The 26,314-nt window shown below is 44.8% G+C and carries 26 protein-coding genes and 1 pseudogene; 14 read left to right on the forward strand and 13 right to left on the reverse strand.

All coding sequences use genetic code 11. The annotated features are described in order from the left end of the window. Positions 1–386 precede the first annotated feature (386 nt). Positions 387–722 carry a winged helix-turn-helix transcriptional regulator gene (locus ASG81_RS19460; RefSeq protein WP_056637933.1) on the reverse strand — a complete coding sequence of 112 codons (336 nt, stop codon included), beginning with the start codon at positions 720–722 and terminating at the stop codon, positions 387–389. A 138-nt stretch (positions 723–860) separates the two neighbouring features. Here ASG81_RS19460 and ASG81_RS19465 point away from each other — a divergent pair, with 138 nt between their 5' ends. Beyond that, complete coding sequence (locus ASG81_RS19465; protein WP_056637936.1) at positions 861–1,778, forward strand: SDR family oxidoreductase; 918 nt, start codon at positions 861–863, stop codon at positions 1,776–1,778. A gap of 236 nt (positions 1,779–2,014) precedes the next feature. Here ASG81_RS19465 and ASG81_RS19470 read toward each other — a convergent pair whose 3' ends face one another. Both ASG81_RS19470 and ASG81_RS19475 read right to left on the reverse strand, forming a co-directional pair. Next, on the reverse strand, positions 2,015–2,539 hold the full coding sequence (locus ASG81_RS19470; protein WP_056637939.1) for a GNAT family N-acetyltransferase: 525 nt from the start codon (positions 2,537–2,539) through the stop codon (positions 2,015–2,017). 338 nt (positions 2,540–2,877) lie between these two features. Beyond that, a complete protein-coding gene (locus tag ASG81_RS19475; RefSeq protein ID WP_056637942.1) occupies positions 2,878–3,777 on the reverse strand; it encodes a helix-turn-helix domain-containing protein in 900 nt (299 codons plus the stop codon). 176 nt (positions 3,778–3,953) lie between these two features. Between ASG81_RS19475 and ASG81_RS19480 the strand changes: the two genes are divergently transcribed. Further along, on the forward strand, positions 3,954–4,832 hold the full coding sequence (locus ASG81_RS19480; RefSeq protein ID WP_056637946.1) for an alpha/beta hydrolase: 879 nt from the start codon (positions 3,954–3,956) through the stop codon (positions 4,830–4,832). Between the two features lie 754 nt (positions 4,833–5,586). Here ASG81_RS19480 and ASG81_RS31065 read toward each other — a convergent pair. Continuing rightward, complete coding sequence (locus ASG81_RS31065; protein WP_155971662.1) at positions 5,587–5,907, reverse strand: hypothetical protein; 321 nt, start codon at positions 5,905–5,907, stop codon at positions 5,587–5,589. A gap of 1,391 nt (positions 5,908–7,298) precedes the next feature. Between ASG81_RS31065 and ASG81_RS32880 the strand changes: the two genes are divergently transcribed. Together ASG81_RS32880 and ASG81_RS32885 are read left to right on the forward strand one after the other, a co-directional pair. After that, positions 7,299–7,727, forward strand: coding sequence for a hypothetical protein (locus ASG81_RS32880; RefSeq protein WP_056637949.1), 429 nt, complete (start codon positions 7,299–7,301; stop codon positions 7,725–7,727). Further along, entirely contained in the window at positions 7,712–8,098 is a 387-nt protein-coding gene (locus ASG81_RS32885; protein ID WP_056637951.1) for a site-specific integrase, read from the forward strand. Before ASG81_RS32880 ends, ASG81_RS32885 begins: the two co-directional genes overlap by 16 nt. A 286-nt stretch (positions 8,099–8,384) precedes the next feature. Here ASG81_RS32885 and ASG81_RS19495 read toward each other — a convergent pair whose 3' ends face one another. Genes ASG81_RS19495 through ASG81_RS19510 form a run of 4 tightly spaced genes read right to left on the reverse strand, consistent with a single transcriptional unit; the run spans position 8,385 to position 11,894 of the window. Beyond that, on the reverse strand, positions 8,385–8,891 hold the full coding sequence (locus ASG81_RS19495) for an Imm6 family immunity protein (RefSeq protein ID WP_056637954.1): 507 nt from the start codon (positions 8,889–8,891) through the stop codon (positions 8,385–8,387). Positions 8,892–8,903: 12 nt separating this feature from the next. Continuing rightward, positions 8,904–10,106, reverse strand: coding sequence for a pre-toxin TG domain-containing protein (locus ASG81_RS30035; RefSeq protein ID WP_081417440.1), 1,203 nt, complete (start codon positions 10,104–10,106; stop codon positions 8,904–8,906). Next, positions 10,103–11,284 carry a hypothetical protein gene (locus tag ASG81_RS19505; protein WP_056637957.1) on the reverse strand — a complete coding sequence of 394 codons (1,182 nt, stop codon included), beginning with the start codon at positions 11,282–11,284 and terminating at the stop codon, positions 10,103–10,105. Before ASG81_RS19505 ends, ASG81_RS30035 begins: the two co-directional genes overlap by 4 nt. Then, complete coding sequence (locus tag ASG81_RS19510) at positions 11,271–11,894, reverse strand: DUF6789 family protein (RefSeq protein ID WP_056637960.1); 624 nt, start codon at positions 11,892–11,894, stop codon at positions 11,271–11,273. Before ASG81_RS19510 ends, ASG81_RS19505 begins: the two co-directional genes overlap by 14 nt. 559 nt (positions 11,895–12,453) lie before the next feature. On the opposite strand from ASG81_RS19510, the gene ASG81_RS33525 reads away from it, so the two are divergent. Both ASG81_RS33525 and ASG81_RS19520 read left to right on the forward strand, forming a co-directional pair. Further along, positions 12,454–12,591: a metallophosphoesterase gene (locus tag ASG81_RS33525; RefSeq protein ID WP_081417441.1), complete on the forward strand. Its 138-nt coding sequence runs from the start codon at positions 12,454–12,456 to the stop codon at positions 12,589–12,591. Between the two features lie 78 nt (positions 12,592–12,669). Further along, positions 12,670–13,275 (forward strand): metallophosphoesterase, encoded by a 606-nt coding sequence (locus tag ASG81_RS19520; RefSeq protein WP_056637966.1) that lies wholly within the window; start codon positions 12,670–12,672, stop codon positions 13,273–13,275. Between the two features lie 33 nt (positions 13,276–13,308). On the opposite strand, the pseudogene ASG81_RS32895 reads toward ASG81_RS19520, so the two are convergent. From ASG81_RS32895 to ASG81_RS19540, 3 genes and pseudogenes are all read right to left on the reverse strand, one after another. Continuing rightward, a pseudogene (locus tag ASG81_RS32895) lies at positions 13,309–14,007 on the reverse strand (Ger(x)C family spore germination protein). Continuing rightward, the gene (locus ASG81_RS19535; RefSeq protein WP_056637976.1) at positions 13,983–14,456 is read right to left on the reverse strand and encodes a spore germination protein; all 474 of its coding nucleotides are present in this window, start codon (positions 14,454–14,456) and stop codon (positions 13,983–13,985) included. Before ASG81_RS19535 ends, ASG81_RS32895 begins: the two are co-directional and overlap by 25 nt. A gap of 60 nt (positions 14,457–14,516) precedes the next feature. Continuing rightward, complete coding sequence (locus tag ASG81_RS19540) at positions 14,517–15,374, reverse strand: hypothetical protein (RefSeq protein WP_056637978.1); 858 nt, start codon at positions 15,372–15,374, stop codon at positions 14,517–14,519. Positions 15,375–15,555: 181 nt separating this feature from the next. Between ASG81_RS19540 and ASG81_RS33730 the strand changes: the two genes are divergently transcribed. The 7 genes from ASG81_RS33730 to gyrA all read left to right on the forward strand — a co-directional run bounded on the left by ASG81_RS33730 (position 15,556) and on the right by gyrA (position 24,272). Further along, a complete protein-coding gene (locus ASG81_RS33730) occupies positions 15,556–16,053 on the forward strand; it encodes a CBO0543 family protein (protein ID WP_056637981.1) in 498 nt (165 codons plus the stop codon). A gap of 202 nt (positions 16,054–16,255) precedes the next feature. After that, positions 16,256–16,531, forward strand: a complete 276-nt coding sequence (locus tag ASG81_RS19550; protein ID WP_056637985.1) for a YqkE family protein — start codon at positions 16,256–16,258, stop codon at positions 16,529–16,531. 435 nt (positions 16,532–16,966) lie between these two features. Then, positions 16,967–17,785 (forward strand): GDSL-type esterase/lipase family protein, encoded by an 819-nt coding sequence (locus tag ASG81_RS19560; RefSeq protein ID WP_056637991.1) that lies wholly within the window; start codon positions 16,967–16,969, stop codon positions 17,783–17,785. Positions 17,786–17,844: 59 nt separating this feature from the next. Next, a complete protein-coding gene (locus ASG81_RS19565; protein WP_442952924.1) occupies positions 17,845–18,801 on the forward strand; it encodes an ABC transporter ATP-binding protein in 957 nt (318 codons plus the stop codon). After that, positions 18,794–19,780, forward strand: a complete 987-nt coding sequence (locus ASG81_RS19570) for an ABC transporter permease (RefSeq protein ID WP_056637997.1) — start codon at positions 18,794–18,796, stop codon at positions 19,778–19,780. Before ASG81_RS19565 ends, ASG81_RS19570 begins: the two co-directional genes overlap by 8 nt. A gap of 46 nt (positions 19,781–19,826) precedes the next feature. Then, positions 19,827–21,797, forward strand: a complete 1,971-nt coding sequence (parE, locus tag ASG81_RS19575; RefSeq protein WP_056638000.1) for a DNA topoisomerase IV subunit B — start codon at positions 19,827–19,829, stop codon at positions 21,795–21,797. 12 nt (positions 21,798–21,809) lie between these two features. Further along, positions 21,810–24,272, forward strand: coding sequence for a DNA gyrase subunit A (gyrA, locus tag ASG81_RS19580; RefSeq protein ID WP_056638003.1), 2,463 nt, complete (start codon positions 21,810–21,812; stop codon positions 24,270–24,272). Here gyrA and ASG81_RS32170 read toward each other — a convergent pair. Then, positions 24,253–24,420: a hypothetical protein gene (locus ASG81_RS32170; RefSeq protein ID WP_200961550.1), complete on the reverse strand. Its 168-nt coding sequence runs from the start codon at positions 24,418–24,420 to the stop codon at positions 24,253–24,255. The genes gyrA and ASG81_RS32170 overlap by 20 nt on opposite strands. 203 nt (positions 24,421–24,623) lie before the next feature. On the opposite strand from ASG81_RS32170, the gene ASG81_RS19585 reads away from it, so the two are divergent. Then, positions 24,624–25,028: a MarR family winged helix-turn-helix transcriptional regulator gene (locus ASG81_RS19585; protein WP_056638006.1), complete on the forward strand. Its 405-nt coding sequence runs from the start codon at positions 24,624–24,626 to the stop codon at positions 25,026–25,028. A 19-nt stretch (positions 25,029–25,047) separates the two neighbouring features. On the opposite strand, the gene ASG81_RS19590 is transcribed toward ASG81_RS19585, so the two are convergent. Continuing rightward, positions 25,048–26,304: a CapA family protein gene (locus tag ASG81_RS19590; RefSeq protein ID WP_155971670.1), complete on the reverse strand. Its 1,257-nt coding sequence runs from the start codon at positions 26,302–26,304 to the stop codon at positions 25,048–25,050. Positions 26,305–26,314 lie beyond the last annotated feature (10 nt).

The raw sequence follows: 26,314 nt of genomic DNA on the forward strand, positions 1-26,314 counted from the left end.
TTCTCTTTTTCGTACAAAAAAAAGAGCGGGCTATCTTTTTTTCTCTTTTTCGTACAAAAAAAAGAGCGGGCTATCTTTTTCGATAACCTGCTCTTTTTCTTGATATTTGGACCTGCACCTTAACTAAATGACATTGGCCATGTGGTAGCCCTTCATTACGCTCCCATGGAAGAACGTAATTACTTCCATAATCTATGATGTCGCGTGAGCGGCAAGGATGGCTAACGGGCAGATTTGCGGAGCAAAATAAGGAAGGTTTAATCATATAAGAAAAGATTGGTTAAGCACGTTGTTCAGGCTTAATCCAATCTTTTTTAAACTATCGTACTATTATCATGGGAAACCGTTCGAGACGCCCACCGGCACATACTTGTTACTGCCTATCATTATTTTGGATTATTTGCGATATAGTTCAAGCCCCAATTCTCTATTTGATGAAGTATAGAATGAAGGCTCTTCCCGGTCTCTGATAGTGAATACTCTACCTTGGGTGGAATTTCAGAATACACTTGTCGGTTAATCAGCCCATCGCTTTCGAGCTCACGCAGCTGGCGAGTGAGTGTACGCTGTGTAATATTTGGAAAATCTTTTCTTAATTCATTGAACCGTCTCACCCCATGAATCGAAAGCTTGTGTAAAATGACAAGCTTATACTTGCCTCCAACCATATTGACCGTAAATTCAACCGGACATGGTGAGCACTGTGAGTGTTGTTCATCCACTCTGTTTCCCTCCTTATTTAAGGTATCCTAAAGGATACTATATATCCTACATGTGCGTACTTACATAATTGAATTTAAGCCTATATTATTTAACTATAATCAGTAAATTACTTTTAGTAAACGAAAGGATGATGATCAATGGCAACTAAGGATAAAGTATTGGTTTATGGAGCTGGAGGCGTGCAAGGAGGTGCAGTCGCTCGTAAGCTTTTGAATGAAGGATACACCGTTCATACGATCGTAAGAAGTTCGGACAAGGCAGCCGAGCTTCAAAAGCAAGGCATTACTGCCTTTGTTGGCGATCTGTCAGATGTAGACAGTCTATCTTCAGCTCATGATGGAATCAGCAAAGTGTTCCTGCTGTTACCGGTGGACTATGACCTGGAGCGTAATCACCAATTCATCCGCAATACCGTCGATGCCGCCAAACGTGCCAATATTAAGCTTCTCGTTTTTAATACCAGCGGTTTCGTTCCGGATGATATTACAGGTGTCACTGCCTATGATATTAAGAGAGAATTGATTGCTTATGTGAAGCAAAGCGGCATTCCGTCTATCATCCTTCAACCTACATTTTATATGGAAAACTTCCTAATCCCCGGCGTTGTAGGCAACCAAACACTGGCTTATCCTGTACCAGCCGATTCTGCAATCACCTGGATCAGCATGGAAGATGCGGCTGCTTATGGCGTATATGCGCTTAACCATCCAGAACTGGCAGGGCAGGCATTGCCTATCGTAGGGCCTGAGGCGATGACCGGCACTCAACTGGCTGAGAAATTCAGTGCTGCATTGGATCGTGAGATACAGTTTTTCTCTCTCCCAGTGGAAGCATTCGAAGAAGCGTTATCTCCGGTACTGGGCAAGGAAACAGCAGAAGGCCTGGCCGACTCGTACAAATGGCTTGGATTAAATACTCATTTACTTCCGAAGCCAGACCAAGTCATCGACGAGCTGCGTTCTGCCGCACCGGGCACTTCGCTCATAGAGTGGGTGAAACAAGCTGTGCAGAATGGATTTTTCGCACCCGTCGCTGGGGAGGACAGAAATAGCTGACCCATTATTGAAAAATATCCCTGACGACGATGGGTAAAAATGCACGATTTTTTCGAGTAATTTTGCTTGACGAAATACAGGTAGGAATGTAAATACTTCACCAATCATTGAGCTAACGGGAACGATAGTGGGGGAGCTGCCGCGAGGACAGCTCCTTTTTGATGCTCATTGAAGTAACTGGCAGAATACTCCATAAAGAATGTGATTAATTCTTGCTACAGAAATGCTACTTCAGACTAATATTCCGAAGACAAAATACTATATAGAAACGAATCGTGCCATTTCTCTTTGAAAAATAGATGTTCACGGAAGTGACCTTCTTTGCGCATACCGAGTTTCTCCATTACACGAAAGGAGCCCTTGTTTTGAGGTCTGCAAGTAGCACATATGCGATGAAGTTTCAGTTCTTTAAAACCGAAGTTCAGCATAGCCTTAGCAGCCTCGGACGCAAAACCATGACCCCAATAGTCTCGGTTCAGGACGTAACCCACTTCACCTTGTAATACTTCTTTCTTGATTATACTGCTCGCTCCAATTAACGAATTTGATTCTTTGACCACAATTGCAACCGTAAATTGATTTCTTGGATGCTCACTTTGAGAGGCAATAACGTCCTCGATGAATGCTCGTGTGTCGTCAAGCGTGTTCGGCCCCCAGTCCGTGTATCTGCAAACTTCAATGTCGGAAGCATAGTTGTGAACTGCCTGAACATCCTCCGAGGTAAACTCACGCAAAATCAAACGATCGGTTTGTAAAATCATAAAACACCACCTTTGACTTTTGTTTTAATTATAGATTTAGTTAGGTAAAAGGTAAATTATAGAGGAAGGGCCAACCAATGTTCGACTATCAGGTATAGTTGAATAACGCATGGATGGGCAAGTGCTGCGGTCCGGTGCCAATTTGAACTGAAGTGTAATAAAACAGTGGCAGTCTAGGACTTTATTTTCACGTCCCTGGCTGTCGCTGTTTTTTACAAATCAAACAATTCTGGGGATGTAGAAGGATCATTGCCACAACCTCGATCATGCGGCGACCGAAAAAATGATCATGTGAGCCCGTTTTGAAGTGGGAACGAGGTCCGGAAACACCGGATTAACTATAGGGAACCGAATTGTTTGCGGTACTCCGCCGGCGTGTAGCCGGTTTGTTTGCGGAACACCCGGATAAAATATGCGTCGTCGGTAAACCCGACCCGATCCATAATCTCCGTCACCTTCAGAGTAGTATTGCACAGCATGGAAGAGGCTAATTGGATTCGCAGACTGTTTACATAGGTGACGATCGACATGCCTGTTACCGAGTTTACTTTGCGGTTCAACGTCGTGCGATTGGTGTGAAACCTCTTGGCCAACTCGTCTAATCCGATTTTGTTATTATAGTAAACATGCAAGTATTGAATGACTTCATCGATATCCGGAGGAGCTTGAGGAATGCGGTGCGCCGTTTCCTTGCTTTTCCGGTACAATCTTCGGATGAGAAAAAGCAATTCCTGTAGATAGGACCGGCTTTGGCAAGGCCAATTGGGCGAACTTGTAGAGAGAATATGATGAATTTCCTCCATGATTCGTTGAACGTGGTGCACAAAAGAAACATCGATAGGCACACATCCGTAATATCCGTCCGACCGGTTGAAGAAAGTCTCCAGTAACCATGCATCCTGAATGTCCGAAGTGGCGAGGCCTTCGTTATCGAACAAATTTTCCCGTAACGAAAGCTTATTGTTAATCACTTTCGGGTGGAAATAAACCGAGCTTGCTTTCACCCCGGAGTGTGCAGCCAATTGTAACGGCTCCCTCTCGTTAATACAGTAAAAGGCCGGTGAAATAATAGAGTGCCGGATCGTCCCGATCTGCAAGATGCCGTTTCCTTCCATTATAAACAATAGTCGATAACGGGTGTGAAGCCCCCGATCGATCACGAAATCTTCGTTCGGGAAACACTTCATTTCATGAAGAAACTGCCCCCATACCACCTGTCCGACCGTTGCCAATTCCATTGACTATCACCTCCCGCATCGTCACTTTCCATTTTATACTATTTGTTTGGCGTTTCCAATTGTCAGTTGATCGATGCAGATCGTCTATGTTTCTGAGGTCGGCATTTAGCTAGAATTAGGTTGGAACGAGGAAGAACCTCACCCTGATATCAAGATTTCGTTAAGGAGGATGAAAGATGAGAAGGAAGTCAATGCTCTTGGTTCTAGGCTTGATGTTGGCAGTCACGATGCTGTACAGTAATGTTTTCGCTGCGCCGGGCGAGGATGCTCAGGCAACATCCAGCATCGTAAAAACAAGTCTGTTCAGCACATCTTTACAAAAAGAAATGAACGTGAACGTTTATTTACCGCCAGGCTATAACGAAAACGAAAAATATCCAGTATTGTATGTCTTGCACAAACTGGATGAGGACGAGGACTTCTGGTTTGATCAAGTGTTGCTGGATGAACAAACTGACCGGTTGATCGGTTTAAGGAAAATACGGCCCTTAATAATCGTTTCTCCTCAGTATGACCGCAGCTGGGGTCTGAACTCGGCAGATGAAGTCGGTATGGTCAACAACTACTGGCACGTAGGCCGTTATGAAGATTATATTACGAAAGATTTGATCGAATTTATCGATTCCACTTATTCCACCCAGAAATCGAGAAGCGGCCGATACATCGGGGGAACGTCTATGGGCGGGTATTCGGCACTGCTTGCAGCATTCAAACACCATAATTTGTACAGCAAGGTAGGCGGTCATGCTCCGGCATTGTTCGAGTATATGTGGGAACCGCTCAAGCAGATGGCAGGAGGCACGGACGAGGAAAGGCAGCAAAATAACCCAACATGGCTTGCAATGCATGAGAAGCAGAACATGTTGGATATTTATGTAGATATCGGGGATGCGGATTGGTTGAAAGACGGTGCGTTGCGATTCAATGAAATTATGCAGGATCAGAACTTGAAAAATTATCAATTCCATTACATTCCGGGTGGCGCACACGATGCGGCGTATTGGTCCAGCCAGGCGGAAAATTATTTGCTGTTTTACGCAGGTGACACGAAATAGGCGATGAGAGACGGCCGCTCTAATCAGGGTGGCCTCTTTATTTATTCGCCACAGGGCCGCATCAGAATGCATTAGAGGGAAACCTCTCGTTTTCACCGAAGTAAGGGGCATAACTAAGGCTTATGCTCAGATTTACGAAAAATTTTAGATACACTTCATTGAGCTCCCATGAAAATTAACTCCATTTTCATCAATGGAATCGTTTTTAATTAAACTCCCATACCCCCTGATTTTCCAAATTAGGAACCCTAAAGCGGACTTAATTGAAACATGATAATGGCAAGTGGATTCTTAGGGAAGTTAGACTGAATACTTTCTTCATGAACAGAGCAAACAAAAGATTCAAGATCTTGAATGCCCGAATCGATCACTTAAAAGTAAGAGAAAAATAAATCGTATGAAATCGTTTACGCCAATGAATGTTGCAATGAATGTTTTTAATAACCCGACCGAAGAAAATAAACAACTCCGATTAATTATAGATCGTTTTGTATCGAAACTGAGGTTTTAAAGACAGCCACCAAATAATTGGTGGCTTTTTATTTGCAATTTTTCGGCACTAAAGAGAAAAGTCAGGAATGAGATAAAGTTCTTGTCATTTATGACATCAAGTTCTTGTCAACCGACAACTCTATACAAACGATAAAGGTGCTGCCGCGGCAGCTCTTTTACATATTCACAAAATAAGAAATTTTGTACATATGTCTGAGATTGTCAGTACGGAGACTGCCCATAAATCCTTTTTGCATCTGAATCAATATACGATTGATGAATTAGAATTATTTGAGGAAATAGCTTGTCTAAGATGGAAATTACTTAATAGAATTGTTGACTTGTCCAAAGGAAAAGCAACAATTACAAGAGTAAGAAACATAATGAAGAATACACTTGAATGAAAACTTAATTTGAAAGCCAAACGACGAAGGTTAACGCTTTCGTCGTTTTTTCTATGAGCCGTCCGAACCCCCGCCAGACGAACCACTGCTTGAACTTGATGAGTTTGCGGCAACGGATGCAGTTCCCATGTTACTGCTTCCGCTTGAGCTTCCACCTGTACTCGAATTGGAACCGCCATTTCCGCTGTTATTAAATGTAGAGTTACTTCCTACAGCGCAGTTTGCATTGCTGTTGGTATTAGTATTCGTATCGACATTTGAAAAACCGTCGGTTCGGTGAGTGTTATTTACTTGGGAATCACTCACTTGGAAAGCGTCCTTTGCTCGAACGTAACGGTATTTTGTATTATCACTTGATTCAGCGGGTTTCGTTTTTTCATCCACTTTACATAGTAAATAACCGAGTAAACAAAGACCGCCTATGCAGAGAATCAATATTGTAATAACACCTATTCCACTGTTTATGAAATCGTACAAAAGTTTACCTTCCCTTCATTCGGGAAATTTTTTTTTTGCTTTATCATCAAAAGAAATTCCAAATTCAATGAGATATTGATCCGATGAAATAAATGAGTTCCATACGTGTAAATTCCCTGACGCATTAATATCGTCTCAACAGTTTTTTACAAACGGATTTTATTTATACTTCTTCTCAACAAAAAACAGGCGAATTATCGTCAACCCGACAACAACAAAAAAAGGCACCCCTACAATGGTTCCGTATTGCTTCAAACGATATGGAACATATAGCAGACCTCGTTAATTTTCTAAAGAAACGAAACCCTCGCTTTGCTAACCGTTAAACGTAACCGAAAGCGGCGGTGCTTTACAAATTCAATTAGTCGCTTGCGGACCTCTTGATCCGGAAGACTCGAATGTTTATATAGGAAAAAGCATTGCAATTGTATGAACGTAGAAATCGAAGTGGAGTGCCAGACGACGAGGGTTAACGCTTTCGTCGTTTTTTATGCAGACATGAGCCGTCCGAACCCCCGCTTGAACTTGAACTTGATGAGTTTGCGGCAACGGATGCCGCCCCCACGTTACTGATTCCGCTTGTGATTCCTCTTGATTTAATTTACTTAACTATTTTTTTGAAACTTGTTTTCTCTTTTTCTTCTTTAGTGGAAGGCTGAGTTCTTTAGCTATTTCAAAACTTTCTTTTGCCAGTTGCTCCAGCTCACGTTTAGATAAAAGCTTTCGCAATACCTGTCTCGTCTGATTTATCTGTTGGAAAAAATACGAGTATACTTCTCTACCAAGAAGGTTGCATAGCTTACGTTTTTAAAAAAAGCCTAGTGGTTTAGGCTTATTTAGCATCATGTTTATTTGTAAGTAAACAAATCGACTACTCATGAAAATAAGAGAGTTCATCACTTGATTCCAAAATGAAAGTTCTTAGCTTGATGGGCATGTGGTGGGATCCCATAGAGATACAATGGGCCGTTCCCGATATCAAGCCGCATGAAGCCGTTTTGTATTTTTTAGGTGAAGCAGGGGAGTTACGGCGTGGCTCGAGCAGCTGTATCATCCTCCCGAAAAGGGAGGGAAGGGGTATGCGCCCGCCACCGTGAACAATCACCAGGCCGCACTGTCCCGATTTATGAAGTGGCTTCGGATTCGAGCACCGCATCTGTTGTCGGAAGACCCGACCAAAGGGATCCGAGAGATTTTGCTGCCGGACCCTGAACCCAGAACACTTACTTCCGAGCAGATTCTGACCCTGAAAAACATCTGTGACCGGCTGGAGCGGTTTCACCTCAAAAAGGACCGGCGCCGAATGAAGGGAAAAATGGAACTCAAAACGCACGCGCGCCCGCGGCGCGATCGGGCGATTGTTTACGTTCTTCTTTCTACGGGGCTACGCCGGGAGGAACTTGTAAATCTGAACTTGGATCAAGTGGAACCCAGTGATCCCGTGCAGCTCGCAGTGCAAAGATCGTCCGGATACGCGGAAAGGGAAAAACGGAAGGAACCGAGTACTTGTCGGCCGATGTAAGGGCTGCCCTGGCCGATTATTTGGAATTCGAAAGGCATCTGGATTATGCGGAGGAAACGATTGCCTTGTTCTTAATTGCGAAAGGAACACCAGCTCGAAAAATAGATGGCCGGCTGTATCCTCGCTCCATTAACCGAATCTTAGAACAAATCGGTAAATGGTACGATGCAGAGCTGAAAGATCCGGAACGTCACATTTCGCCGCTGCGGCCGCATGATTTGCGTCATACCTTTGCAAATGAGTTGGCGAAACATCCGGATGTGACGGAGCAAGATTTGGAGCGGCTGTTGCGGCACCGGAATAAACGATATTTAACCGTTTATACGAGACCGCCGGAAGCCACGTCTGCGGGCTTTAAGGAGAAATTATAACGAAGAAAACAGATGAAGGGGAGAAATGGTAATGGCCCTTCACTTCGCTAATGGGAGTTTAGTTCAATATGGTAACTTTGATCAAGGAAACAAGGGGGTAAGCAGTGGCCTAACAAGGAAGCAGACAGCATCCGAGATCTTTTCGCCTTCCAGAAGCGTTTGAACCGCCGGTTGCTCGAGCAGCACTTTCCGGACCACGAATGCCCCGATAGCCGCCTGCGGTGCGTCCGTATTTACGTCCACCCACGCGAGCAGCTCTGGAAACTTCAGTATTAATTGAATTTGACTACTCGAAAATAGCTTTCATAATTTCACTTTTTACAATAAGGCTACTATTGCTACTTGGGAAATTTGTAAGCAGATAATTTTCTACTCTCTCTATTATCAAAGCATCAGATGAATCAACCAAATTAAAGGAAGTTATAAAATGGTTAATCAGATCTTCATCAACTGCCTCGATTGGGGCAGGTAAATATTTTTCACCATCATTTTGGTATGCTTTCCAGTTAGTAAATGCAATTGCATCTATTACGCAATTCCATACATTCACTTTCTGTTCGTCTTTTTCATATTGCATCTGTATCAAAAGGCCTGTTTCATCTCCATTGTCTAAGTACTCATATATGCTATCCCCTGAAACGTTTTTATTTTCAACCCATTTCCAACAAACTTCTAGAGCTTCTTTAGCTTCTTGATAACCATCTGAAGTAGAAATAATATCAATAATCTTACTTGATAATATCAAGAGGAACACTACCTGCGTATCAGAACTTAATTTATTAATATTGGACAAATGATTCCCTCCTTAATCAATAATTTTACCATTTTGCAGAGTGAAAGAAAGTTTTCCCGCTGGTTTAACTCCTTCAACTATTTCGGTTGTCACATTAATCGTGAGGTTTGGATTTTTCAAACTAAGTTGCATAAATATACCTGGTTCTACATTTGGGTTTGAAATACCTTGAATACACGTAGTACAAACACCTTTTGGATTAGACTGGTGTATATTTAATGTGCCAACTACTTCTTCTGGTTTTAATCCCTTTTTTTCAACTTGTTCGACAAATTCGTTTATTACACCTTCTTCAGCATGTCTAGTAGAGAGAGGATGACTTGATGGTGACTTTATAGGTCTATCTGGCATAGCTGAATCTAAATCTGGTAACCCAGCTTCTTTCCTTACCTTAGGGGATCCACCAGTAAACGTTAAATCCTCTAATCCTTTAACGTCTGTTTTACCAACCGCTACTGTATCAGTCTCAGGAACTCCAAGTTTGTTTCTATATGCGTCTAAATCTGCTTTGCCTACATCTATATTACCTTTACTACCTTGTCCCGTCCCCTCATCGGAATTATTGCCTTCGCCTTCGTGCGGTTTGCCAGAGCGGCCCTCGTCCCTCGGATTACCGGGACCATCGCCATCGTCGCCGCGGCTCCCGGAACCGCCGCCTTGATCGCGGGGCGGTTTGGAGCCGCCTCCCGCACCGGAGCTTGCGGGATCGCTGCCGGGAGAACGTTCCGGCGTTTCATTGGGCGAGCGCCTTGAACCGCTGCCGCCGATGTCATCGCGCAAACCGCCCGAAGGGATATCCGACCGCCCCGCTCTGCCGGCATTAACCAGTCCCCCGACATCGTCGGTATGGCGTACGCCTCTGCCAAGATCCCCGCTGGTATCCAATATATCGCCGATTCTGCCCACTTTCCCAATCGCTCCGAAAGGAACGAGATTCATCGCTCTTTCCCACGTTTCGAGCTCTTCGCCTGTGATCAAGTCTTTGCCCGTGACCGCTTCGATGACGCCCTTCACCTGACCGACGACGGGGACAAAATTAAGCCCGATACTAAGCAATGTGGCAAATATCCCCAAACCGACGGTAGCGGAGACCGCAGCTCTCTGCGTGTTAAAACAATCGCTAAAGCTCCCGCAATTGTCGGCGAATGCCATGTCCGGAAACCCGAAAAACAAACACAATCCGATCAGAATGCCAAAAGGAGAACAATGTTTCATTTTGACGGCTCACCCTCCTTCGGCTCTGCGACCGGAAGCTGGGGAGTCAGCAGGAATATAATCAGCATCGAAAGTGCGGTCATCAGAAGCAGCGGACGGAATGTATTCGTGGAGCGCATCACATTTTCCAACATCGCCGAAGAAATGATTTTAATAAGAGTAAATCCGATAACCAAACGGATCAGCAGCGGAATTTTCTCCATCAGACTGGGCCAGGCACCGAGAGGAACGGGAATTAACTGCTGACGGACCGCCAGAAGCACAAAAACCAACGCTCCGATCAGGACAGGATCGATCCATGACTTGTATACACCCGCAATCAGCAGTACCGACCACAACGCGGTGACCGCCATAGTAAACCAAGGATTTATCCGGTCTCCGAGCGATTCGACCGGTGGGTGTTCCTTTAACTCCTGCTCCAGCCGGTCAAGCGGCATTCCAACTTCGCTGCGAAACGCCGTCATCCCCTGCAGTAGCATTCGAATGGCGGCGGTCACAACCGCGACAAAGACGATGACCCATTCGTATTGTTGCAAAGGAACGACTGCCTCCGCCGGAGGACGGGCTGAAACCCATGTAAATACAGGCCGGATGAGTATCGGCACGGTTTGCGTCCAAAAATAAACAAGCACTCCGGTAAGCAGCACATACAGTGCTGCCGCTACGCTGAAACCGGCTTTCAATGGCAGGAAGGAAAATCTGAGCTGAGCGGACAACGCCTTGGTTATCATGGGAATTTTCACTACTAATAAATATAATAGTCCGTACTCGATCAAAAGCGGGAGCCTCACCTTAATGACATGCTCAAAGACCCCCTCGTTCCGCCTCCATCCGACCTGAGTCCAGCTTGTGTGATGGAGAAAAAAATCACCGAATATAAAACCGGCGATAAAAAGCAGGCCGAGATGCGCGCTGCTCATTCCCACAATTGCCGCAATCATAAGCACCACCAGTGATTCGCTGAAGACGCTGTCGAAATCCGGATGCCACCACCCGATCACCAGACCGGAGAACAACGCCAGCACCGGGGCCGAAGCAGCAACTGCCGGCCAGGCTGCCAAGTAGAGGCCGTCCAGGAACGTGTACGGGAGCTTTTTGGAGAACCGGCTTGCCCGTACAGGCTGCTGAACCCACCAAAAACGTACAAACCAGTGAAGAAGAGATTCAGGCTGAGACATGATTAGAGAATTCCTTTCTCAAGATTAGTTTCCTGGCCGTATACCCGAGCACGATCCCATATACGAAGTGGCCGACCATTGAAACCGAAATGAACTCGTCAAGCACTTTCAAGTCAAGCCAACCCGGATATACGGTAACCATCGCCAGTTCAAGAACCATCGCCCAGACCAAGCCCCCCAGAATGCCTTTGCGTCCGAACGCAACCGTATAAGCGATCCCGAATGTAGTACCGTTGGCGATATGGAACGCTGCCCCGAGAATGCTGACCCATAGACCGGTCGCATGATCGCCGACGAGCGCTTTGCCGAAAATTCCGAAAATATCGAACGGCCAAAATTGAATGCCGGTCACTTTAATTAATAGGAATCGGGAAAGATCGTAAAGACATGTCGCCAGGAAGCCGGCTATCGTACCGTAACCTATAAGCCGCTTGATTTCCGCACGTTTGTGGGGTGACACTCTTCTCCAAATCATACTTCCAATAATAAATGCCAGTATCAGAATACCAATCAAAGTGTACAGCATGGAAATACCCGAAAAAACAAAGACCAGCAGGGCAGCCCCTGTCGATAAAAACAATGCAGCCAAAATAAATGCTTTTTGCTTCATGCTTGAGTTTTCCTCCTTATGATTTTAAGAGAATTCGCGAAGCAATTTGGATATCCTTTTTTTTCCGGCGTATTTGCGCCGATAGTACCGGGCAAGGGACCAAACTTGTATGTTTTCGGGCGGAGCAAAGGGAGCTGCATCACGGCCTGTTGTATACTCTCTCTGTTGTCCAGCCCAAGTGTAAATGTCCTGAAACAGATGATGATGGAGCGCAAGATATCCCTTATAGGTTAGTTCTTGTGCAGCTTTAGGCAATGGTTGTCTCATTCGTTCCATGTTAAAAAACAATTCCGCTCTCCTCGGTGCGCCAATGGCGAGGAAAGAATTTATCAGTCGCTCCTTTATCCAGAAACAGAAGTGTTTATCAATAAGCTCGACATTCGTGATCCTAACTTTATTGAAGGCGTTACTTCGGACCGTGAAAAGTTATTTACTGAAAACGCCGTTAACTGGCAGGATAACGAAATTGCCAATTACTTAAAAAGGGAAATAGCAGTGTATAGAAGAATATTTTTCTAAGGGTATTGAGATTCAGTGGTTCACGAAAGGAATGTAGAGATTGAGAAGAACATTAGTTATAAGCGATATTCATGGTTGCTATGACGAGTTTATTAACTTATTGGCATTGGTAGATTTTAAAAAGAACGAGGATTTACTGTTGCTTCTTGGTGACTACGTAGACAGTCCAATTACTTAAAAAGGGAAATAGCAGTGTATAGAAGAATATTTTTCTAAGGGTATTGAGATTCAGTGGTTCACGAAAGGAATGTAGAGATTGAGAAGAACATTAGTTATAAGCGATATTCATGGTTGTTATGACGAGTTTATTAACTTATTGGCATTGGTAGATTTTAAAAAGAACGAGGATTTACTGTTGCTTCTTGGTGACTACGTAGACAGAGGAGCACGAAGTAAAGATGTTGTTGAGAAAGTTCTGCAACTGGTTCAGGGAGGAAATGTTATTGCGATTCGAGGAAACCATGACCAACGATTCATTGACGTTATGACCAGCGAAGATGAAACCGTTAAAATGAAATTTTTTCAACAGGGAGGAAATGTTATTGCGATTCGAGGAAACCATGACCAACGATTCATTGACGTTATGACCAGCGAAGATGAAACCGTTAAAATGAAATTTTTTCAACATGGTGGACTTATTACATTAGAAAGCTATTGTGGTTTATCTCTAGTGGGTATGTCAGATGAAGAAAAATTACAATTTGGAAAAGAGTACATTAACAAGCACTTCAACCATCATATATCTTTTTTGAATAGCCTTCCATTTTACTACGAAGACAAAGAACATATTTATGTCCATGCAGGTTTGAATCCATCCTTTGAAAATTGGCAAGAACAATCAGAATATATCTTTTTTGAATAGCCTTCCATTTTACTACGAAGACAAAGAACATATTTATGTCCATGCAGGTTTGAATCCATCCTTTGAAAATTGGCAAGAACAATCAAAACATGATTCCTCGCCGAATCCGAAAATATCCACCTTTAAACTTTTCTGCACCTTATGGATGGTTCTGAGCATGATAGCGGCTACTTTTTGTTCCGCTCTTTTTTCCAGCTCCTCAATTGTTTTTCTTTCCGTCAAATCGATTTGACATTCTACCTCGCCCACATTTTCTTCCAACTGTATTTAGATATCAATTTGAGGTTTTCCATTATTCATCCTTCCTTTGACTTTCGTTTCTGATTTCATAACCTCGACGGCAATATTTCCGCCCTCTGGACAAGACAGAGACCCGACAGTGTTCGTCACTTTATTTTTTATGTATCTATACCCTTTGCTTTCTTTTTCGTTTAACCAACCGATTAATTTATCTTTTTTAAATACCGCTAAGTCCGAATATTTCAAACGGCCGGGAGGCTCAATTTTCTCCAAATTTTGCTGGGATTGGCCTTTACCGACTCCCGCCACTTTAACAGCCGTTAACACAGGATTTTTCCCTTCACTGATAATGTCCGTCATGAGCTTATCCAGCGTAACAGCCGCAGTAGGCGCCCACACCTTCTGCGACGTTTCGAGAGAGAGATACATGTTGTTCGCGGGAATTTTTTCAACCGGTGTCAAGACTTTCAAAACATAGCACGGTCTTTCCATCCTTGGGTGCTGGCGGCAATACCTTGCGGGTAACCATCCAATAAAATGATCGTATCTCCCGATAGGAGAGAGGCGTATACGGTTTCGAAGTCTGCGATTTCTTTGTTGTCCCCTATTTTAAGGGCCAAGGATTTTAAACCATCCAATCGTTTGTCGTCTTCATGCAGCTGCTTAATCGATTCCGTATTCGTATCCAGCATAAGGGTATCCAAAATAAAATCCGTAATTACTTTTTTGTCTGCTAATCCATCTGTATATAGAACGGCTATCTTTATGCTCCCCTCATTGCCGATCCGGATTTCTCGGATAATAATATCGTCGCTGCTGCCTAGATCTTTTTTTATTTTCCGTATATTTTCATCGAGACTTTCATTTAACGGCTCCCTTTTCGCCAATTGCTTGTGTTGTCCGTTTTGTATGGAGGATTTGAAGTATTTTATCATTTTCATAGCACTAATTATTTCCTTGTGATCCATGTTGTATACGGCATCTAAACGGTCTAGATAGACTTAATGCTTCCTTGAAACTGGCCCTATAGAAAGGCGTTTATTGACAGCCTCAGCAATGATTAAAACAACTATAGGCAAAAGAACATAATAGAATGGGTCCCACCAAACAAAGCTGTAAAGTATTCCTGCTGCTTTTAGGATAATCGTCATGACCGTTACACCAGCTAGGATGAGCACATATTTCAACCATCCATATTTCCAGTGGAGCTTCACCATCACAATAAGGAGGGTACTTGCACACATATAATAAACGGCTGAAAAAGCGGTTGTATCATGAGCCTGGCTTTCAAACCAGCCAGGACGGTAATATCTGTTAGAGAAGAACATGATGGGCAGAATGTGCAAAGTACCTGTAACAGGTCCTATAATCAATTGGAGGAGCAAAAAATGAATGACTCCTTTTATGGGTTTTAAAATTAGCGGGTACAACATGATTGCCGCAGCAAAATATACCGGAAGACTAAGCGCTGTATATTCAAGTCGCCACCAATTGTGCGTATAGATGCCAAGGTTTAAAAATATCCACTCTATCCCTACAAAAAAACCTGTAATAAAAATCAACCAAATCCACCTTAATCGAAAAACGGCTATGAAGGTTGCTGCCGCAGGTAAAGCTAACGCATTTGAAGCAATCGCCCCCGTATTACTATCATAATATGGATCATGAGCAATAAATTTTGGATAGTATTGATAGCTTCCCAAGAAAATATAAATAACGATCTCAATGAGATAACCAATTCCAATCATTGCGAAAAATAGCAAAAGGCTTCGAATGCTTCTATTTTTTATACATACATAAACCACCAGAAGGAGGCTAATGATACCTAATCCCAGATACCAATATGAATTGAAATTCAAACGAACACCTCATTTCCCTAGATTATTCCAGTATTATTGTTCTGTTGAATGATTTTATACATTCTTCAGCAATCGCAAAGTAATAAATGTAAAAATATTGATAAATTAACAAAACAAGAATAAATTAAAGTGAATGAGGTGAATATAAAAAAGATAAAAATATGAAAACGTTGGTGATTCTGTGCATTTAATCGTTTGTTTATTTACAATCTTCGCTGCTTGGCGCTGGGGAGATTGGCAGAATTGGAGAAAATATCACCCCACTATGTTTTACATAGCAGCAGGAGGACTGTTATATGAGTACTTAACAAGAGATAATACGATGTGGTATTTTTATCCGGATTTACTGTTTAACGAGAAAATAACAGTCATTATATATGCTTTAGTCACTATGCCTCTTAGCGTATTGATCTTCTTATCCCGGTACCCGCAAACGATAAGGAAACAGCTCATATATTTAACCAAATGGGTTTTCATATATGTATTTGTTGAAACCATTTTGCATTCCTTTGGACGTATTTCATATCAACATGGATGGAATTTATTCCACTCGTTGTTATTTGATATGATGATGTTTCCTATGCTGTTACTTCATCATAAGAAACCGCTTTGGGCATATCTGGTTTCGATTGTAATTGTTGTTTTATTAATGCATTGGTTTGATATACCTATGAGCTGAACCATTTCGTATCGGAGATGTAAAGATGATCAAGGATGAATTCTTAAATAAGGATTCATCCTTTTCCTGCTTGTTAAAATGTTTACGAGTGGCAGGTGCGGTTCAAAAGCAGGTAAACGAATGATTTGTGTTATTATAAATAAATATGTTCTTGAATACATAGCTCAATCAGAAATCATTTAAAGAATTGGGGAACGTTATTATGGGTAAGAAAAGGAAACCGGCTGTCTCTTCACCGGCCAAATTCACTCCGGGAAGCGAGAAGGATAAACCTGTTTTGCTCAATGAGCTACTCAGCGCAGATATTGTAACAAAGCTTAAAGCACAGGCAGAGGAATTAAAGAAAGCCGAGGAGACACGCAAGGAAGACATTCGTAAGCAGGAAGTAGAAAAAAAGAAATTAGAACAGAAGCGGTTGGAAAATGATTTCGCTTATTTGTTAGAAAATAGCGATCCGAACTGGTCTAAGCATAAATAGAACGGCAAGTTTTAGGATTGTTGCTTTTGTTTAGGCTCGAAATGCATACAAGGCTTGCCGGAGGAGTGCAGAACAATACTGCTCGGCAGCATCTTCGTTTTAAAGCCAAAGGCTTTGCAGCCTTTAGGTGCGCCCGGTTCCCAGGTAATGAAGAAATACTTGCATTTCATGCAATCAATACGTTCATTCGCGTTCATTTGGCTACCTCAATAAATGGATTTAATTGCTTATTAATCGTTAATCATTTTACGAAGGATGAGGAGCAAAGTCAAACTTTATCATTCATGAAGAAAGTGGATGCCTCGTGCGGGCATCCACTTTTTTTTATGAATTTCACTGCGGCATACATAAATCCCACTTATCTGCAAAACATGCTAACAACAACTATTTAGATAATGTTTGCTTGTACTGCAAGGTTAGGAGGCGGGTCATAGCGTGAAAACGAATGGATTGTGGCGATGTTTAGCAGCAGCTTCCCTATGCGCCACTGCAATATTGTTGATTGGCTTCGGCTGTACGGTCAAGGATATGCTTTTCCCTTATCGGGGGCAGGTTGCGATTGCAGCAGAACCGAAAGCAGTTTGGACAGAAGCAGGCTCCCTTGAAAAAACGTCGGAAATTCGGGTCGTCGCCCTTGGCGATTCACTCACGAAGGGAACAGGCGATAATACCGGAGACGGGTATGTAAAGCAAGTTGCCGCAGGTCTCCGTAAAACAACGAACAAGCCGGTTAAAATTTTAAACAATCTAGCGATAAACGGTCTTCGCACCGACCAGCTGGCAGAACGGCTAGACAGAGATAAAGGCTTTGCATATGCGCTGCAGAAAGCTAATTTAATTCTTCTGACGATCGGCGGCAACGATTTATTTCATACAGCTCGTGCCCGGAATGCAGGCCGCAAGCTGTCGGCTTACAGCATGGAAGGACTCTCGAAAGAGCTTCCTGCAACTCTAGAGCGCTTCGGGCGGATCATTAAAGAGCTTTATGCAATCAACAGCTCCGCCAAAATCGTATATGTCGGCTTATACAATCCCTTTTATGATATCAAAGAGCTTCGCAGCGGAAGCCTGGAGGTACAGCAATGGAACGAGAAGGCGTATACGCTGCTGCATAACTATCCGAATATGATTATGGTGCCGACCTTTGATTTGTTTGAAGGGAAAATTGCCGACTATCTTTCAGACGATCATTTCCACCCCAATCATAATGGCTATAAAAGAGTGGCATCACGTATTTTGGATTCGTTGAACTAGATCGGTTTAGCATGCTGCAGAGTTGACCAATCTGATACGAAATACGAAGATAGGAGGAAATGATGGTGAGACCTGTTCTATCCGTGAAGCGGCTGCACAAAAAAATTCGTGGAAAAACAATTATACACGACATAAGCTTCGAGGTAAATGAAGGAGAAATATTCGGCTTCCTCGGTCCCAACGGCTCCGGCAAAACGACGACAATCCGCATGCTGGTCGATCTGATTAAACCAACCTCGGGCGACGTTTATATTTGCGGAAACCACGTACAAAAGGAGCCGGAGAAGGCTCTGCGGCATGTCGGATGTATCGTTGAAAATCCGGAGGCTTATCCGTATTTAACCGGTTACGAGAACCTGGAGTATTTTGCTCGAATGCTTGAAGGAACGGATGAGGCCCGTATTAGAGAAGTCGTATCGATCGTTAGACTTGAGGAGCGGATTCATGATAAGGTCATGACTTATTCGCTAGGCATGCGGCAAAGGCTCGGAATCGCGCAAGCGCTGCTTGGCAGGCCGAAGCTGCTCATATTGGATGAACCGACGAACGGGCTTGATCCAAAAGGAATGAAGGAGCTCCGTGAATTTGTCCGAATGCTTGCGGACCAGCGTATGAGCGTTTTTATATCCAGCCATTTATTAAGCGAAATCCAGCTTCTATGTGATCGTGTCGCTATTATTAACGGCGGACGAGTGCTTGCGGAAGGAAGTGTATCCGACCTTATTAAGCAGGCCAGAGGCTACGTGGTTTGGCAGCTTGATAATCCGGAATTGGGCAAGCAAGTGTTAGCTGGCAATCATGCCATTCAAATGATTGGAAGCGATGTCCATCAGCTTGATGAAGGCTTGATCGCCAATATGGCGGATGCCATTATTACAACGATGTCCGCCGATCAAATACCTGGCAGTGTAGAGAAGCTTGTTGAGCAGCAAATCGGCGTCATGTCCGTCCATCAGATCGGACCATCGCTGGAGGAGCTATTTCTAACATTGACGGAAGGTGAAACATATGGTTAGCTTATTGCCGCTCATCCAAAACGAGATGCTGAAAGTTTGGAAGAAAAAAAGATTTTTCGTAATTGTTCTCATTTTGCTTGCGCTTATTCCTATTTTTACTTACGCTGAGCTAAAGGTCGCACAGAACAACGCTGCCAAATTTTCGGATTGGCGCAATCAGGTGCTTCAGCAAATGACCGATTTAGAAAACACGCTCGCAAGCGACCGTATTCCGGAAGAGTGGAAGCGCAGCAGGCGCGCAGCTGTACAGCAGCTTCAATATTATTTGGTTCATGATGTTAATCCTAACGCCCCGAACGGTGTAACGTTTACAAGAAGCTTTTTGGACAACGCAGTTACCTTATTTATTCCACTTCTGGTCTTAGCGCTGGGATCGGACATTGTATCAAGTGAACGAACGTCGGGCACGATTAAAATGCTGCTTACCAGACCGATTAAACGGTGGAAAGTACTGCTAAGCAAGCTAATTGTACTGGTTTTATACGTATCGCTTACGGTTGTCACAACGGCAATACTCTGTTATTTGATTTCTGGCTTGTTTTTTGGGTATGAAGGCTGGACGATGCCCGTGTTTACCGGGTTCCAAATAAGCGGGTCGGCTATTGATTTTACGCATGCGCATGCCGTACCCCAGTGGCAATATATATGGATGCAAGCAGGGTTGGCATGGTTTTCAGCTATGACGGTTGCGATTCTTGCTTTTATGGTGTCCGTGCTCATTCGCAGTACAGCTGCAAGCATAGTAACGATGATGGCCGCTGTCCTTACAGGAACGATTTTATCAGGCATGACATCGACTTGGACGGGCGCTAAATATTTATTTGCCGTTAATCTAAAACTCACCAGCTATCTCGATGGATCGCCGCCTCCTATAGACGGAATGACACTGCCGTTTTCCCTTACGGTGCTTGTGATTTGGGGGGCGTTCGCACTGGTCGTCTCCTTTGGTGTCTTTACGAAACAGGACATCTTGAATTAAAATAGCTTGAAGATACGGAAACGTGACTACAGATTGGGGGACGCTCATGACAGAGCAAACAGATCTCTTCACAAATACAGCGGCCGCAGATCGGAACTACGAGGCCGATGATATACAGGTGCTTGAGGGCTTAACTGCAGTAAGGAAAAGGCCGGGCATGTACATAGGCAGTACAAGCAGTTCAGGACTGCATCATCTCGTTTGGGAAATTGTCGATAATGCGGTCGATGAGCATTTGGCTAGATTTTGTTCGGCAATAGAAGTAACGCTGCACAAGAACGGCGCGGTAACTGTTCATGATAACGGGCGGGGAATTCCAACCGGCATGCATAAGACCGGTATTCCGACTCCGCAAGTTGTTTTTACCATATTGCATGCGGGCGGCAAGTTTGGCGGCGGGGGCTATAAAAAATCCGGCGGCTTGCACGGCGTAGGCGCTTCGGTTACGAATGCCTTATCGGAATGGCTGGAGGTTGAGATTTTCCGTGACGGCAAAATTCATAGACAGCGCTTTGAATACTGGGTGGATGAGGCTGGCCGGGAGCATGTCGGGGAGCCGGTACGCGGATTAGAGATCATTGGGACAACAAATCGGACAGGCACAAAGGTTACGTTCAAGCCCGACGGCCGCGTGTTTCAGAATGGAACAACTCTTAACTACGATACGCTTGCCGAACGCTTGCAGGAGATCGCGTTTCTGAACTCCGGTCTTAAGGTATCGATTAAAGACGACCGCAGCGGCAAGCAGGATATGTTTCACTATGAAGGCGGAGCGCGCCAATTTGTTCAATTTTTGAACGAGAATAAGACAGTGCTGCATGACGTGATTCACTTTGCAAGCGAACGGGATGAAATTGAGGTAGAGGTGGCTTTGCAGTATAACGACGGTTACACTGAGACGATCGCCTCCTTCGTTAACTCGATCCCGACGCGAGGCGGCGGTACGCATGAAACCGGTTTTAAAACCGCTTATACGCGCGTGATGAATGACTATGCCCGCAAAGCGGCTATGCTGAAGGATAAAGACAAAAACCTTGAGGGCAATGATTTGCGCGAAGGGATGATGGTCGTCATTAATATTAAGATGTCCGAGGTGGAATTCGTCGGCCAGACGAAGGACCAGCTCGGCAGCTCATCGGCCCGGAGCGCGGTAGATGCGATCGTTTCCGAGAAGATGCAGGTATTTCTGGAGGAAAACCCCCAAATCGCGCAAATGCTGTTAAAGAAATCGCTTCAGGCATCGAAAGCGCGTGAAGCCGCGCGCAAAGCCCGTGAAGAAATACGCAGCGGCAAGAAAAAAAGCGAGAGCTCCAATCTTAATGGCAAGTTAACCCCGGCGCAGTCTAAAGACGTTACGCGCACGGAGCTGTTCATTGTGGAAGGGGATTCCGCAGGAGGCTCCGCAAAGCAAGGCCGTGATTCAAAAATACAGGCGCTGCTGCCGCTTAAGGGCAAGCCGATGAATCCGGAGAAAGCAAAGCTTATTGATATTTTGAAAAACGACGAGTATAAAGCGATTATTTCGGCAATCGGTGCGGGCGTCGGCTCGGAGTTCGCAGCCGAGGAATGCAACTATAATAAAATTATCATTATGACGGATGCGGATACAGACGGCGCCCATATTCAAGTGCTGCTCCTTACTTTTTTCTATCGTTATATGAAGCCGTTAATCGACTTGGGACGCGTATATATCGCACAGCCGCCATTGTATAAAATTACTCGTAAATCAGGTAAGCTGGAAACGATTCGTTATGCTTGGACGGACGAGCAGCTGCAAAATTATTTGAAGGAATATGGCAAGAACTATGAGCTGCAGCGATATAAAGGTCTGGGAGAGATGAATCCCGATCAGCTATGGGAAACGACGATGGATCCGGAGAAACGGACGCTTTTACAAGTGCAAATCGAGGATGCGGCAAAAGCGGAGCGCAGAGTATCGACGCTTATGGGAGATAAGGTTGATCCGCGCAAACGCTGGATTGTCGAGAATGTCGACTTTATGGAATATGAGGAATAGGGGGATTTCTGCATGAGTATGCTGGAACAATTTTTACCGGCGTTTTTGGAGGAGGTTGTAGGAGACCGCTTCGGACGCTATTCAAAGTATATAATTCAGGACCGCGCGATTCCTGACGTTCGTGACGGCTTAAAGCCGGTGCAGCGTCGTATTCTATATGCGATGTATGATTCGGGTAATACGCCGGACAAGCAATACCGTAAATCGGCCAAAACGGTCGGCGACGTAATGGGTAACTATCATCCCCATGGCGATTCATCCATCTATGAAGGCATGGTGCGGATGGCGCAGCCGTGGAAGATGGGGCACCCGCTCGTGGACGGTCACGGCAACTGGGGCTCACAGGATGATGATCCTGCAGCAGCGATGCGTTATACGGAAGCACGCTTGTCTCCGATCGCGATGGAGCTGCTTAGAGATATCGAGAAGCGAACCGTACAATTTAAAGATAATTTCGATAATACGACGAAGGAGCCTGTGGTGCTGCCGTCGCGGTACCCCAATTTGCTCGTAAACGGAACGAGCGGGATCTCTGCCGGCTTCGCCACGGAAATTCCGCCCCATAACCTGCGCGAGGTCATTGACGCATGTATTGCACTTATGGGAAGCCCTGAGCTTACGCTTGAGGAGCTTATGACCTTCGTAAAAGGCCCCGATTTTCCGACCGGAGGCATTATCATGGGCGAGGAAGGCATTCGGGATGCTTACGCCACCGGAAAAGGCCGTATCTATTTACGCGCAAAAACAGCCATCGAGGAGATGCGTGGCGGCAAGCAGCAGCTTGTCATTACAGAAATTCCTTATCAGGTCGTGAAATCGCGTCTGGTTACCGCTATGGAAAACATTCGACTAGAGAAAAAGGTCGAGGGTATCGCTGAAGTTCGCGATGAGAGCGGACGCAACGGACTTCGTATCGTGGTGGAATTCAAGAAGGACGCGGATGCACAAGGGATTTTAGCTTATTTTTTCAAGAAGACGGATCTGCAAGTCGCTTATAGTTTTAATATGGTCGCGATTGTGAACAAAACACCTATGCAGCTTGGATTAAAGCAAATTTTATCCGCTTATATCGAGCATCAGAAGGAAGTCGTTACGTTCCGGACGAAATACGATCTTGAGAAGGCAGAGGATCGGGCTCATGTGGTGGAGGGCCTGGTTAAGGCGCTTAATATTTTGGACGAAGTCATCGCAACGATCAAAGCATCCAAGAACCGTGCGGATGCGCAGGATAATCTGATCGCTAAGTACAGCTTTACAGCCCGTCAAGCGGACGCAATTCTCACGTTACAGCTCTATCGCTTAACGAATCTGGAGATTACTACGCTTGAGAAAGAGCTTAAGGAAGCGTTGAAAAAAATCGCTTACTTGAAATCGATCTTGGCCAGCGATAAGAAGCTGATTGGCGTCATAAAGGATGAGCTGCTGGAAATCCGGACGAAATATGGAATTGACCGCCGGTCTGATCTTGTCGGTGAAATTGAGGAGCTGAAGGTTAACCTCGAAGTGCTGGTTACGCCGGAGGATGTTCTTGTAACGCTAAGCCATGAAGGCTACGTGAAACGGACGAGCATGCTGTCGTTCACGAGATCAGGCGGAGAGCTGCAAAACGCGGGAGTCAAGGAAGGCGATTTCGTGCGGGGGCTGTTTGAGGTCAATACGATTGACAATTTGCTTCTGTTTACGCGGAAGGGCCAATATTATTTATTGCCGGTTCACCAAATACCGGAGTTCAAATGGAAGGATACGGGAACCGCTATCGTTAACGTCGTTCCGATTCCGAAGGATGATTCGATCGTAAGCGTCATTCCGATTAAAGATATATTAGCCTCGACCGCCTCGCTTGTCTTCGTAACCAAACGAGGCCAAGTTAAACGGACCGAGCTTAAGGAATATGCAACGACGAGGTCAACCGCTGTCGCAGCTTGCAAAGTTTCCGATGGCGATGAGGTCATCCGTGTAGTGCTTAGCGACAGTTCGAAGCAAATCATGCTCATCACGAAGCAAGGCATGAGTATACGGTTTACGGAGACTGAGGTTAATCCGATGGGAAGAGTGGCAACGGGCGTAAGAGGCATACAGCTTAAGGATGGAGACGAGATTATCGCCGCGGAATGGGTTGCTGAGGATGAAGGCGAAGTACTCGTCATTACCGATATTGGATTCGCAAAGCGTTCACTTCTGCTCGATTATCCGATTCAGGGCAGAGGCGGCAAGGGCGTTCAAACGTTTGAGTTCAAAGAAGGCAAGCGAGTGCGTCCAAACGGCGCTTCGCTGGTCGGAGCTTATTATTGCAAGGAAGCGAAAGAAATCGTTGCGGTCACAGCTTCTGGAGCGAAGCTGGCCGCTGTATCGGATAAAGCGCCAATCGAAGAGCGTAAAGCGGTAGGCAAGCTGGTGTTCCCGGTAGAGAAAAATGATGTCATCACGAACACGCTTGCACGCTCTCTGTCAGATGTTAATCAAAAGGGCGATTAGGCGGATCAAACCGTTCAATCACTTCTAAAATAGCTTCAAGCATGACCCACAACGGTACCAGCTCATCCGGGCGGTCCAGCCATTGTGGGTCTTTTAGAATACCGTAGTTTTTAATTTTTTGAATAATTAAAGCTTTTCTTTCTTCCACTGGGTTCACGCTCCTTACTCATTAAGAAAAAACAGAGATGGCGCTGGGCCTTCGCCTCATTGTATGTCTAACCCTGTCATAATGTTCATTATTGTATCGATTAGTATCGCAAATTATTAATTGGGTTAATCTTTTATTCGACAATTAAGACTGCTATAATAAATATCAAATAGGTGGAAATTGACAGAGGGCTGGTGTGAGCTATGGTATCTGGAGAATTTACCCGATTATGGACGAGGCTTTCGCGGGATTGGAAAAATAACTTGGAACAGTCGCTGGCTCCTTTGACGGAAGGGCAGCTAAATGTGCTCGAGCTGCTGCTGCAGCATCAGCCAATGAAGCCATCGGATTTGCTTCAGTATTTGGCTACTACTCCTGCTGCGATTACGACGCTGCTTGATCGGATGGAAAGAAACGAGCTTATTGAACGCACGAGGGACGATAATGATCGAAGAATTGTTTGGGTTTCTGTATCGGAGAAGGGCAAAGCGGAAGCGGAGCGCGGTTCAACGATTCGGACCGAAATGATCGAACAATCGCTGGACCGCATTTCCTCTCATAACCAGCAGCTGCTGGTTTACTTATTAGGCAAGGTAGCAAACTTGTAAGTGCTGCAGGAGACGCCGTTTAATTCATGGAATCGAGCCGATTGCGCAGCAAATCGTAATTTTTTTGAAGCAAATCGTAGTCGGCTTTCTTTAGCAAGCTGTCATTTGAAGCAGTTATCGTATCTTCGATAGGCAGTATGCGATAGCGGTAGGAACGATCTGGCTTGTATCGGTGAACCCATGTCGGAATCGTTTCAATTTCGGTTAGGTCAACGGTGCCGTCCGTCATGTTTTTACGCACATTTACTTTAAAAATAACCCCGCAATCCTTCGTATCGCCCCGCTGATTAGAAATAAAATTACCCATTGAATAAATAATAAGTCCTTTTTTAACATGGCCATTCTCATCAGTTGTTTCGACGACCTCATACGGCTGAACAACATGTGGATGCGAGCCGGCAATAATATCCGCTCCTGCTGCTATAAGCGCTCTTGCAAGACGCTTCTGTTCATCATTTGGCGTAATTTGATATTCGGTACCGAAATGAAGGGATACCGTAATGAAATCGGCTCCCGCTTTACGAAGCTTTGAAATATCCGCTTTTATTTTCTGTTCATCGATTAGCGAAACCAGATAGGGCTTGCCTTCAGGAATCGGAATACCGTTCGTTCCATAAGTGTATGCAAGCAATCCCATGACGATGCCGGCTTTCTCCGATAAAACGATGTGCTCCGCTTCCTCTTGGGATGCAGCTGTTCCTTTAGTCGGAATATTAAGCGCCCTCAGGTTTTTAAGCGTGCGCAGCACTCCTGTTTCACCTTGATCCAGCGAATGATTGTTGGCAGTTGTTATCAGATTAAATCCAGCCTTCTTTAGCGCTTCCCCGAGCTCGATTGGCGCGTTGAACCGCGGATAGCCGTCAAAGCCGTACTCCGCGCCGGCAATAGGCGTCTCCAGGTTAGCGATGACCCAGTCCCCTTGCGCTAAAATAGGCTTAACCTCTGCAAAAAAAGGATTGAAGTTGTAGCGGTTCGTCCTTTTGTCAAAAGCGCCGGGCAGCTGCGGCGTATGCATCATGACATCGCCTACAGCCATCCATACCGCGTCGGCAAATACAGGCTTTGGAGGCACAGGCGGTTTGGTGGCGGCAGGTGATGGTGATGGCGTGATCGCTGCCTGTTCATCCGGCGTAGTCCCGGCTGTCTCTGGAAGGTAAGAATCAGGTGGCGCTGACGCCCTATCAAAAATAGAGGGCATCAAAAAAATAAAAAGTAAACCGAAAAAACAAAGTACTAATAGAACGGCTTGAAATTTAAGATGCCGTTTTCGGCGCATATGTCTTTGT

Source organism: Paenibacillus sp. Soil522, from assembly GCF_001428245.1.
Taxonomy (GTDB): domain Bacteria; phylum Bacillota; class Bacilli; order Paenibacillales; family Paenibacillaceae; genus Pristimantibacillus.

Excerpts from the sequence above, each read along its gene's own strand:
- ASG81_RS19465 (WP_056637936.1), top strand. The coding sequence starts at position 861 with ATGGCAACTAAGGATAAAGTATTGGTTTATGGAGCTGGAGGCGTGCAA.
- ASG81_RS19470 (WP_056637939.1), bottom strand. The coding sequence starts at position 2,539 with ATGATTTTACAAACCGATCGTTTGATTTTGCGTGAGTTTACCTCGGAG.
- ASG81_RS19475 (WP_056637942.1), bottom strand. The coding sequence starts at position 3,777 with ATGGAATTGGCAACGGTCGGACAGGTGGTATGGGGGCAGTTTCTTCAT.
- ASG81_RS19480 (WP_056637946.1), top strand. The coding sequence starts at position 3,954 with ATGAGAAGGAAGTCAATGCTCTTGGTTCTAGGCTTGATGTTGGCAGTC.
- ASG81_RS31065 (WP_155971662.1), bottom strand. The coding sequence starts at position 5,907 with ATGGCGGTTCCAATTCGAGTACAGGTGGAAGCTCAAGCGGAAGCAGTA.
- ASG81_RS30035 (WP_081417440.1), bottom strand. The coding sequence starts at position 10,106 with ATGAAACATTGTTCTCCTTTTGGCATTCTGATCGGATTGTGTTTGTTT.
- ASG81_RS19505 (WP_056637957.1), bottom strand. The coding sequence starts at position 11,284 with ATGTCTCAGCCTGAATCTCTTCTTCACTGGTTTGTACGTTTTTGGTGG.
- ASG81_RS19510 (WP_056637960.1), bottom strand. The coding sequence starts at position 11,894 with ATGAAGCAAAAAGCATTTATTTTGGCTGCATTGTTTTTATCGACAGGG.
- ASG81_RS19535 (WP_056637976.1), bottom strand. The coding sequence starts at position 14,456 with ATGAAAATGATAAAATACTTCAAATCCTCCATACAAAACGGACAACAC.
- ASG81_RS19550 (WP_056637985.1), top strand. The coding sequence starts at position 16,256 with ATGGGTAAGAAAAGGAAACCGGCTGTCTCTTCACCGGCCAAATTCACT.
- ASG81_RS19565 (WP_442952924.1), top strand. The coding sequence starts at position 17,845 with ATGATGGTGAGACCTGTTCTATCCGTGAAGCGGCTGCACAAAAAAATT.
- ASG81_RS19570 (WP_056637997.1), top strand. The coding sequence starts at position 18,794 with ATGGTTAGCTTATTGCCGCTCATCCAAAACGAGATGCTGAAAGTTTGG.
- parE (WP_056638000.1), top strand. The coding sequence starts at position 19,827 with ATGACAGAGCAAACAGATCTCTTCACAAATACAGCGGCCGCAGATCGG.
- gyrA (WP_056638003.1), top strand. The coding sequence starts at position 21,810 with ATGAGTATGCTGGAACAATTTTTACCGGCGTTTTTGGAGGAGGTTGTA.
- ASG81_RS19585 (WP_056638006.1), top strand. The coding sequence starts at position 24,624 with ATGGTATCTGGAGAATTTACCCGATTATGGACGAGGCTTTCGCGGGAT.
- ASG81_RS19590 (WP_155971670.1), bottom strand. The coding sequence starts at position 26,304 with ATGCGCCGAAAACGGCATCTTAAATTTCAAGCCGTTCTATTAGTACTT.